Below are 8,855 nucleotides of genomic sequence, written 5' to 3'. Positions count from 1 at the left end.
TGAACCCGCGGCCTCCACCTTGACAGGGTGGCGAGCACTCCAAGCTGCTCCACAGGACCATGCGATGTGCGAGCACCAGTCTCGCACACGGTAGCGCGTGCCCCCAACGGAATTCGCGCCCTGACCGTCCGGACTGGTGATTCCCAGTGACCGGCCGGACACGTACCGCTCGGCTGATGTCGCTGAATCAGCGTAGCAGACCCAAGGTCATGCCCAGCACGCGTGACCTGCGACCTCGTCGCCGAGGCCGGAACGGACCGGGTCGGACCGGGTCGGACCGGGCCGGGCCGGGTCGGGTCGGGTCGGTGCCTGCGGGGCATGGGTCAGACGGGTGGTTGGTCAGATGGGCTGCGGGTGGCCGAAGAGAAGGTCGTAGCCCGGAGGGAGCTGGAGCAGGATGCGCTGGGTGAGGTCTTCACCGGCGGCGTCGGCGGTCACGCTGAGCACTGCGCTGACGTCCCATGCCGCGGTCCGTTCCGTCGAACCTTCGATCCAGGCCGCCGTTGCCCGTATGAAGCGCTCGGCAGGGAGCGGCTCGGCGGTCTGCAGCGGGTTGAGCAGGATCAGGGCGAAGGTCTCCGGAAGCCGGGCCGCCAGCTCGGACCGTACCTCGCCGACCAGATGCGCGCCCAGCAGTGCGAGAACCACGCGGCTCGCCCGTTCGGCTTCCTGCCGGGTCTTGTACTCGCCGCGCTCCTGGACGCGCGCCAGGAACGCTTCCCCAAGCATGACCACTTCGGCCGCCCTCTTTCATCGCGTGGGTTCTTCGCGTGGACTCCTTCTTCGCGCTTCGCGCGGCTCAGCCATGGATCTCCTTACGCGAGGACCAGAAGGTCCGGGCAGCAGATGCCGATGCGCTTCATCTGCATCCCGTTGTAACATGTCATCTAATGGATGACAAGTGGAATGTCGTCGAAATGATGACAGCAGGGATGACGTCAGCGCTGACGCTTCTAGAAGGAGATCACCGTGGCCTCAACCGACCGGCTCCCACCACCGTCTGACGCCTCGTCGCCCAACGACGACGGGAGGCAGAGCCCGGCTTCGTTCCTCGCCGCCGCGGCGGCCCTGGAAGCCATCCACGAAGCCGTACGAGCCGCCCACAGCGGCGATGCCGACGAGCCGGCCGACCATCGCTCGGGCCCGGAACAGGCCCTGGCCTCCCTGCTCCTGCTGCGTCAGGTCCGTGAGCATCTCGCCGGTTGGGAGACGGGTTTGATCGAAACGGCCCGCCAGGCGGGCGCGAGCTGGGCCGACCTCGCCCAGCCTCTTGGTGTCGCCAGCCGCCAGGCCGCTGAGCGCCGCTATTTGCGCCAGCGCCCTGGGCCTGCTGGAACGACCGGCGAACAGCGCGTACAGGCGATCCGCGGGCGCCGCGCGGCCGACCGTGTCCTCACCGCCTGGGCCCGCCGCAACGCCGCCGGTCTGCGCCGTCTCGCCGTCGAGATCACCGCCCTGACCGACCTTCCGGCGGCCTCCCGTATCACCGTCGGCTACCTCGACGCGGCACTCGCAGACGACGATCCCACCACCCTCATCGCGCCTCTGACCGCCGCCCGTCCCCATCTGAGTCCGGCCCACCCCGACCTCGCCGCCCGTATCGACGCCCTCACCGACGGCGCGCAGGTGCAGTCCTCCTACGGAGGCGAAGGCGAAAGCTAGATGCGGAGGAGGACCGTGGGGTGGGGTGGTGTTACGCGGATGGTGTTATGCCGGGCGCTGGTTGCACGTCCCCGTCATCCGGTCGTTGAGGGCGCTGCCCCAGGCCCGCAGTCTGCGGGTGAGGAGATGGGCCGGCGGCCTTACGGACGCACCTTCGCGCAGCCCGCGCGCGCCGCCCGAACCCGATGTGCCGGTGGCGGTGCCGGTGCCAGTGGCGGCAGCGTCCGAAGCGGGCTTGGCGTCGGGCAGTCCGCGGGCGGCCAGTGTGGTCATACGTGTGGTGAGCGCCGGAGCGAGACCATGGGCAAGGCTCGCCGCGCGGGCGGTCGGTGTGAGCACGATCCGGATACGCCGTCGCTGCACGCCCGTGACGATCCGATCGGCCGCGCGCCGGGCGCCCATCGACACCACCGGCGCGCCCGCTATGGCGGAGAACCACGCGAACTCTCCCACCTGGTCCCCGCCGAAGGTGGCGTGCAGATGGGAACCCGTACGCATCAGCCCGGGATGTACGGCGGTGACACTCACGCCGTCGCGGGCCGCTTCGGCGTGCAGTCCCTCGGCCAGCGCTCCGACCGCCGCTTTCGCGCAGGAGTACGGGAGCATGTGCGGCACCGCGAGCAGACCGCCGACCGAACCGATCAGGGCCAGCCTGCCGCCCGCCGGACTGCGGCGCAGATACGGCAGCGCCTCCAGTGAGGTGTGCAGCGCGCCCATGAAGATGCTGTCCAGCGCGCCCTCGAACTCCTCGGCGCCGATCGCGTCGACGGGCGCGACCTGGATGATGCCCGCGTTGGCGATGACGATGTCGATACCGCCGCAGGCCAGGGCGGTGTCGCGCATCAGCCTCCGTACCGCCTCCCGGTCCCGTACATCGCAGACGGCGGTACGTATCCGCACACCGGGCGGCCGGCGCACCAGGGCCTCGGCCCGCGCCAGTTCCCGTTCGTCCCGGGCCACGATGGTGACATCGCAGTGCCGGACGGCGAGCTGTTCGGCGAGCAGGAGCCCCAGACCTCGTGAACCACCGGTGACCACGGCCGACAGGCCCGCGATGGAGGGACGGCTGAGCGGCGGGTGCCCGAGAGCCGGGCGCTTGAGCAGGGACGGCATCGTGGGTGCCTCCATCCGCGAGAGGAGCGGCGTGGCGTACCCACAACATCGTCGCGCCGATCGCCTCACCCCGCATCCGCGACCGGGACGCCAGGAGGGAGGGAGAAGCCCGTATTCGGGCGGAAGGAAAGCAGAAGGAAAACGAAGAGACGATACCGTCCGCGTCCCGGCTGCCTCATGCCGAGACAACCGAAACGTGGGGTGTTCGTACGTGCCCCCAACGGGATTCGAACCCGTGCTACCGCCTTGAAAGGGCGGCGTCCTGGGCCACTAGACGATGAGGGCTAAGGGCCCGCCTGGGCGCTTTGCAGCGCGTCGGGGACGGGAGAAGCATATGGGATGGCAGGAGCTATCGCCAAAACGGTTTACGGGGCAGGTGCGGGGGCCGGTACGGGTGCGCCTGCCGGAATCCCTGAAGGTGAGCGTGAGGGCGAGGCGGTACGGGTGCCCGGAGGCGGTCCCGTAAGCCTGGTGCTCCTCGTCGGACTCGGGCTTCCCGAAGGGCCGCCCGACGGGCTCGGGTTCTCCGACGGGCCGGTGCTTCCCGGGGTGTCCAATGACGGGCCCGGGCTGCCCGGCTGGCTCGCTCCCGGTGACGGGCTCGCGCCCGGTGTGCCCGCCTCCTTAGGAAGATGGCGGCTGACCTCCGCCGTCGTCAGTCCGAGACCGCCGAGAGTGATCTCGTCCCACGCCTGGAGCCGCTTGGTGGTCCGGTCCAGATAGAGCACGGAGGTGCGTACCTTCTCCGGCTCGTCGTTCTGTACGGCGCGCAGCCCGCCGCCGCCCGTCGATCCCTCGATCTTCAGCCGGGTGCCGTGCGCCATCACCTCGGTCTCGCGGTGATGGACATGGCCGGACAGCACGAGCGGCACGAGCCCGTCGGTCTCCCGGGCCGCCATCGGGTTGTGCGTGACCGCGATATGTGCGGGCCTGCCGGCCGCCGTGTGGTCGCGCAGGGCCGAGGCGAACTGGATGCCGGCCATGCGCTCCGCCGGGTCGCCTCCCGCCTCCATGGAACGGTCCGGCGTGAACTGCGGATCGCCCATGCCCGCCACCCGGAGCCCGGCGACGGTCACCGCCCGGCCCTTGTCCAGGACACGGACGTTCTTCATGCGCCGGAGGTACTTCTGGGTGATCTCCGAGTCATGGTTCCCGCGTACCCAGACATAGGGGACGCCGAGATCGGCGATCGGATCGAGGAAGGTGTTCTCCGCGGAGGCGCCGTGGTCCATGGTGTCGCCGGAGTCGATGATCACATCGATCCCGTACTGCTCCACGAGCGAGCCGATGATGTGCCAGGACGCCGGATTGAGATGGATGTCGGAGACATGCAGCACCCGCAGGGTCGCCGGATCCGGCTGGTAGGTGGGCAGCGTCGAGGTCGCGTCGTACAGCTTGGTCACATTGGTGACCAGCCGCGCCAACTCCTTCTGATAGACGTCGAAATCGGTCACGATCGAGCGGGCGCTGCCGACGACCTGAGGAGCGGAGGAGAGCAGTCCGGAGAACTTGGGCTCTAGCACCGACTTGGGGTTCCAGGTGGCGTACGCGCCGACGCCGGAGGCGGCCAGCAGCGCGAGCGCGAGCCCGCCGGCGGCGAGTGCGCGGCGCGGACGGCGGTAGACGGCGAGCCCGAGGGCGGTCGCGCCGGCGACGACGGCGGCACAGGAGCGTACGGCCAACTCCGTGGTGCCGTCCGCGACATCGTGGGTGACCTCGTCCTGGAGCCCTGAGAGCCGTTCGGGATGCTCGACGAGCGCGGTGGAGCGTACGGGATCGAGCTGGTCCACATCCACGTCGAGACGGATGGGCGCGGTGTGCGTCTTCATCTCCAGCGCGCCGAGCGGCGAGACATTGATCTTGGTGCCGCCGGTGAGCGACGGCCGCAGTGTCATCCGCGTGTCCATCGGGCCGACGGGCGTCCGTACGCTGCCGACGACCAGCAGCCCGAGCCACGCGCCCAGCACCACGACGGCGACCAGCCCGAGGGCGCGGGCATATGGGTGCGGTGAGTGGACCAGAGCGCTGGTGGGCCCTTCCCGGCGGGAGTGGAGATGGCCCAGGATGCGGGTACGTGTGGCACGGAACGGGAAACGCAGTACATCACGGGCCATTGGGCCCGTATGCCCGAAGTGACGGGTGACCATGCCTGCGCTACGCCATCGTGCGTAGTCCTTTGGTCCTTGTGGGGCTCTTGAGGCTCTTGGTGCCTTGAGGTTCTTGGTGCTCGTGGTTGCTGTGGTGATGGCGGCGCGGGTGGTGCTCCTGTTGTGCGCAGGAGGCCTGTACGTGCTCGGCGCCGGCCGCGCTCGGCCCGAGCCGTGCTCAGCCCCAGCCGCGCTCAGCCCCAGCCCAGTTCGTGCAGCCGCTCGTCGTCGATGCCGAAGTGATGGGCGATCTCATGGACGACGGTCACGGAGACTTCGTGGACCACGTCCTCCGGGCTCTCGCAGTAGCGCAGGGTCGGGCCCATATAGATCGAGATGCGGTCGGGCAGGACTCCCGCGTACCACTCGCCCCGGTCCGTGAGCGGTGTCCCTTCGTACAGCCCCAGCAGTTCGGGATCGGACGGATCGGGCTCGTCCTCGACGAAGACGGCCACGTTGTCCATGACCCGTGTCAGCTCCGGGGGGATCTGATCGAGGGCCTGGCCGACCAGTTCTTCGAACGTCTCGCGCGTCATCTCCAGCACATGGTCATTGTCCGTGATGACCGGCCGTTCCGGTGGGGCGTGTGCAGAGAGGAAGTGGAACGTTTCTGTGTCCACTTTCGAGTGATGCGACGCCTATCCGCCGAAACGCCTGGGCAGCTTCCGGAAGGTCAAATCACCTGTAACGCCCGGAGAAAGAGCCGGGGAAAGAAGGGTCTTCTCCCATGCGTCCTCCCATGCGTTCTTCCACGCGCCTTCGTACCACCCTGGTCGCCTCCGTGGGCGTGCTCGCGCTGCTCGCCGCCGTACCCGGCTCGGCGTCCGCCGCCCAGGGCGAGTTCCGCTATGTGTTCACCGGTATGAACGGCGGCCCGACGACCGGCATGCTGGTGAATCCGGGGAGCCGGGAATGCGTCACGCTGCCGGAGGTGGCCGGGGAGTACGTACCGCCGGCGCACTCGCCCAGTAATCGCACCTCCTCCACCGCCACGGTCTTCACGGGCCCTGACTGTGACGGGGATTACTACACCCTGCGGCCGGGCGGATCGGCGAGCAGCCGCCTCCTGCTCCGTTCCGTCGTCTTCTCCTGAGGCCGCTCGGGTCACCTGCTGGATCTGCTCGACCTGCTGGGTCTGCTGGGTCTGCTGGATCTGAGTGGGAGGACTCCGAGCGGAAGGACATGGACCGGCGCGAACGCGTCACACACCCGGCCTGAACGCGCTCCGGGCGTGTCCCCGGCGGGGAAAAGGAAGTTGGGCAGGGAAACCTCCGCCGTCGGCGGAAAAACCCATTCCTGTGCCCCGGAGGTGCCGCCCGTGCGCCAGTTGTCCGCCATGTCCGCCCCAGGCCGTTTCGCCGTCTGGATCGTCACCTCACTGGCGGTCGCGGCGTCCGCGGGCTGTATGAGCGTCGGTGAGGACGAGGGAAAGCCCGCGCCGTCGCGTTCCGCGGACCGCCAGGGGTCCGCGGCCGAGCCCGACGGCGTTACGGGCTCGGGTCCCGGGGCGCCGCACGCCTGGCAGGGACGTACGGACGAGGGCGGCGCAGAGGGCGTCGGCGGCGGGAAGGGCGGCAGGGACAAGGGCGCGTCGCCGAGCCCCAGCTCCGCCGGCACTCCCTCGCCCAAGCCCTCGAAGGGCGAGCGCCCGCAGCCCGGGAAGAAGCCGACTCCGCCCGGGAGCGAACCCGTACCGTCCAAGGAGCCCACGCGCCCGGCGCCCTCCCTCAGCCAGCCGCCGGCACAGAGCCCCGACCCGGCACCGGAGCCCGAGCCGGAGCCGACGAAGCCACAGGAACCGCCGTCCGCGTCACCGGCGGCGGACATGCGTACGAGCTTGACATCGGCCGGGGAGACATCCGGGCCGGGAGGAGGGACGGCCATGGGCGCCGGACCCGGGCCTGGATCCGGGAAGACGTCCGGGAGCGGGAAGGCGTCGGGGAAGGGGAACGGAAACGGGAAGGGGATGCGGACGGAGTCGATGGCATCGCCGCAGATGGGACCGGTGTGACCGGGTCGCCACGGTGGCGGTTTGCCTTGGAGGGGGGTGGGTGCGTATGGTAGTAGATCGTTTGATCATTGCCTGGCGCCGACACAGAAGAGCGCCACGTGGCGCGTACTCTCCCTTGCCGTGGCTGACCGCATTGAGGCGGTCGATTTGCGAATCACGGAGTTTGGGCGCGTGCCGAGACTCCGGAAGGTTTCGCATTTCGCATGTCCATTTCCAGTACTGACCACACCGTCATGCCCGAGCACGAGTCCACCGAGCCGGTGGAGACCGTCGAGGGATCGGAGGCCGCAGTGGCCGCCGACACGACCAAGTCCGCCGAGTCCGTTGGGATTGACGAGGCCTCAGTGACGTCCGAGACTTCCGACACGTCCGAGGTCGCTGAGATCGCGGAGGGCTCTGAGATCTCCGACACGTCTGGTGCGGCCGGTACGTCTGAGGCGTCCGACGCGATCGAGTCCTTCGATGCGGCCGAGTCCGCCGACGCCGACGCCGACTCTTCCTTCTCCGATTCCTCCGTCGCCTCGGACTCCTCCGACGACTCGGACTCCGACGAGGCCCCGGGCCTGACGTTCGGTGACCTGGGCCTGCCCGAGGGCATCGTCCGTAAGCTCACCCAGAACGGTGTCATCGCTCCCTTCCCGATCCAGGCCGCGACCATTCCGGACGCCCTGGACGGCAAGGACATCCTGGGCCGTGGCCGTACCGGTTCCGGCAAGACTCTCTCCTTCGGTCTGCCGCTGCTGGCCACGCTGGCCGGCGGCCACACCGAGAAGAAGAAGCCGCGCGGCATCATCCTCACCCCGACGCGCGAGCTGGCGATGCAGGTCGCGGACGCGCTCCAGCCGTACGGCGATGTGCTCGGCCTGAAGATGAAGGTCGTCTGCGGCGGTACGTCGATGGGCAACCAGATCTACGCCCTGGAGCGCGGCGTCGACATCCTCGTCGCCACTCCGGGCCGGCTGCGCGACATCATCAACCGTGGTGCCTGCTCGCTGGAGAAGGTCCAGATCGCGATCCTCGACGAGGCCGACCAGATGTCCGACCTGGGCTTCCTGCCCGAGGTCACCGAGCTGCTCGATCTGGTGCCGGCGGGCGGCCAGCGGATGCTCTTCTCCGCCACCATGGAGAACGAGATCAGCACGCTGGTCAAGCGCTATCTGACCAATCCGGTCAGCCACGAGGTCGACAGCGCCCAGGGCAATGTCACGACCATGACGCACCACGTGCTCGTGGTGAAGCCGAAGGACAAGGCCCCGGTGACCGCGGCGATCGCCGCGCGCAAGGGCCGCACGATCATCTTCGTACGGACGCAGCTCGGCGCCGACCGGATCGCGGAGCAGTTGCGCGAGTCGGGCGTGAAGGCGGACGCGCTGCACGGCGGTATGACGCAGGGCGCCCGTACCCGCACGCTGTCGGACTTCAAGGACGGTTACGTCAACGCGCTGGTCGCCACCGACGTGGCCGCCCGCGGTATCCATGTGGACGGTATCGACCTCGTACTGAACGTGGACCCGGCCGGGGACCACAAGGACTATCTGCACCGCTCGGGCCGTACGGCGCGGGCCGGCAAGTCCGGTGTCGTCGTCTCGCTGGCGCTGCCGCACCAGCGGCGCCAGATCTTCCGGCTGATGGAGGACGCGGGCGTGGACGCCTCGCGCCACATGGTCGGCGGAGCGGGCGCGTTCGACCCGGAGGTCGCGGAGATCACCGGAGCGCGTTCGCTCACGGAGGTCCAGGCGGACTCGGCGAACAACGCGGCCAAGCAGGCCGAGCGCGAGGTCTCCGAACTGACCAAGCAGCTCGAACGTCTTCAGCGCCGCGCCGCCGAACTGCGCGACGAGGCCGACCGGCTGGTGGCCCGCGCGGCGCGTGAGCGGGGCGAGGACCCGGAGGCGGCGGTGGCCGAGGTGGCCGCCGAGGCC

At 69.4% G+C, this 8,855-nt stretch carries 8 protein-coding genes and 1 tRNA gene; 3 read left to right on the top strand and 6 right to left on the bottom strand.

What is annotated here, in order from left to right; all coding sequences use genetic code 11:
* Positions 1–339: 339 nt before the first annotated feature.
* The gene (locus GA0115259_RS10610; protein WP_093594246.1) at positions 340–729 is read right to left on the bottom strand and encodes a DUF2267 domain-containing protein; all 390 of its coding nucleotides are present in this window, start codon (positions 727–729) and stop codon (positions 340–342) included.
* Between the two features lie 240 nt (positions 730–969).
* Between GA0115259_RS10610 and GA0115259_RS10605 the strand changes: the two genes are divergently transcribed.
* On the top strand, positions 970–1,662 hold the full coding sequence (locus GA0115259_RS10605; RefSeq protein ID WP_093594240.1) for a type III effector protein: 693 nt from the start codon (positions 970–972) through the stop codon (positions 1,660–1,662).
* Positions 1,663–1,707: 45 nt separating this feature from the next.
* Here GA0115259_RS10605 and GA0115259_RS10600 read toward each other — a convergent pair whose 3' ends face one another.
* The 4 genes from GA0115259_RS10600 to GA0115259_RS10585 form a co-directional block, all read right to left on the bottom strand.
* On the bottom strand, positions 1,708–2,790 hold the full coding sequence (locus GA0115259_RS10600) for an SDR family NAD(P)-dependent oxidoreductase (protein ID WP_370747604.1): 1,083 nt from the start codon (positions 2,788–2,790) through the stop codon (positions 1,708–1,710).
* 197 nt (positions 2,791–2,987) lie between these two features.
* A tRNA-Glu gene (locus tag GA0115259_RS10595) sits at positions 2,988–3,060 on the bottom strand.
* Positions 3,061–3,140: 80 nt separating this feature from the next.
* Complete coding sequence (locus GA0115259_RS10590; RefSeq protein ID WP_093594243.1) at positions 3,141–4,889, bottom strand: metallophosphoesterase family protein; 1,749 nt, start codon at positions 4,887–4,889, stop codon at positions 3,141–3,143.
* A gap of 227 nt (positions 4,890–5,116) precedes the next feature.
* Positions 5,117–5,467 carry a metallopeptidase family protein gene (locus GA0115259_RS10585; RefSeq protein WP_093594234.1) on the bottom strand — a complete coding sequence of 117 codons (351 nt, stop codon included), beginning with the start codon at positions 5,465–5,467 and terminating at the stop codon, positions 5,117–5,119.
* Positions 5,468–5,661: 194 nt separating this feature from the next.
* On the opposite strand from GA0115259_RS10585, the gene GA0115259_RS10580 reads away from it, so the two are divergent.
* A complete protein-coding gene (locus tag GA0115259_RS10580) occupies positions 5,662–6,015 on the top strand; it encodes a hypothetical protein (protein WP_093594231.1) in 354 nt (117 codons plus the stop codon).
* An 11-nt stretch (positions 6,016–6,026) separates the two neighbouring features.
* Here the strand turns inward: GA0115259_RS10580 and GA0115259_RS10575 are convergent, their stop codons facing one another.
* Positions 6,027–6,806: a hypothetical protein gene (locus tag GA0115259_RS10575; protein ID WP_093594228.1), complete on the bottom strand. Its 780-nt coding sequence runs from the start codon at positions 6,804–6,806 to the stop codon at positions 6,027–6,029.
* Positions 6,807–7,136: 330 nt separating this feature from the next.
* Between GA0115259_RS10575 and GA0115259_RS10570 the strand changes: the two genes are divergently transcribed.
* Positions 7,137–8,855, top strand: a 1,719-nt coding sequence (locus tag GA0115259_RS10570; RefSeq protein ID WP_202449870.1) for a DEAD/DEAH box helicase, incomplete at its 3' end; no start/stop codon positions are given.

The organism is Streptomyces sp. MnatMP-M17 (assembly GCF_900091995.1).
Lineage (GTDB): Bacteria > Actinomycetota > Actinomycetes > Streptomycetales > Streptomycetaceae > Streptomyces.
Note: the sequence above shows the minus strand (reverse complement) of the source record. Positions and strands in the feature narration are given on the sequence as shown.

Coding starts and splice junctions, on each gene's coding strand:
- GA0115259_RS10610 (WP_093594246.1), bottom strand. CDS start 729: ATGCTTGGGGAAGCGTTCCTGGCGCGCGTCCAGGAGCGCGGCGAGTAC.
- GA0115259_RS10590 (WP_093594243.1), bottom strand. CDS start 4,889: ATGGCCCGTGATGTACTGCGTTTCCCGTTCCGTGCCACACGTACCCGC.
- GA0115259_RS10575 (WP_093594228.1), bottom strand. CDS start 6,806: ATGGCCGTCCCTCCTCCCGGCCCGGATGTCTCCCCGGCCGATGTCAAG.
- GA0115259_RS10580 (WP_093594231.1), top strand. CDS start 5,662: ATGCGTTCTTCCACGCGCCTTCGTACCACCCTGGTCGCCTCCGTGGGC.
- GA0115259_RS10600 (WP_370747604.1), bottom strand. CDS start 2,790: ATGGAGGCACCCACGATGCCGTCCCTGCTCAAGCGCCCGGCTCTCGGG.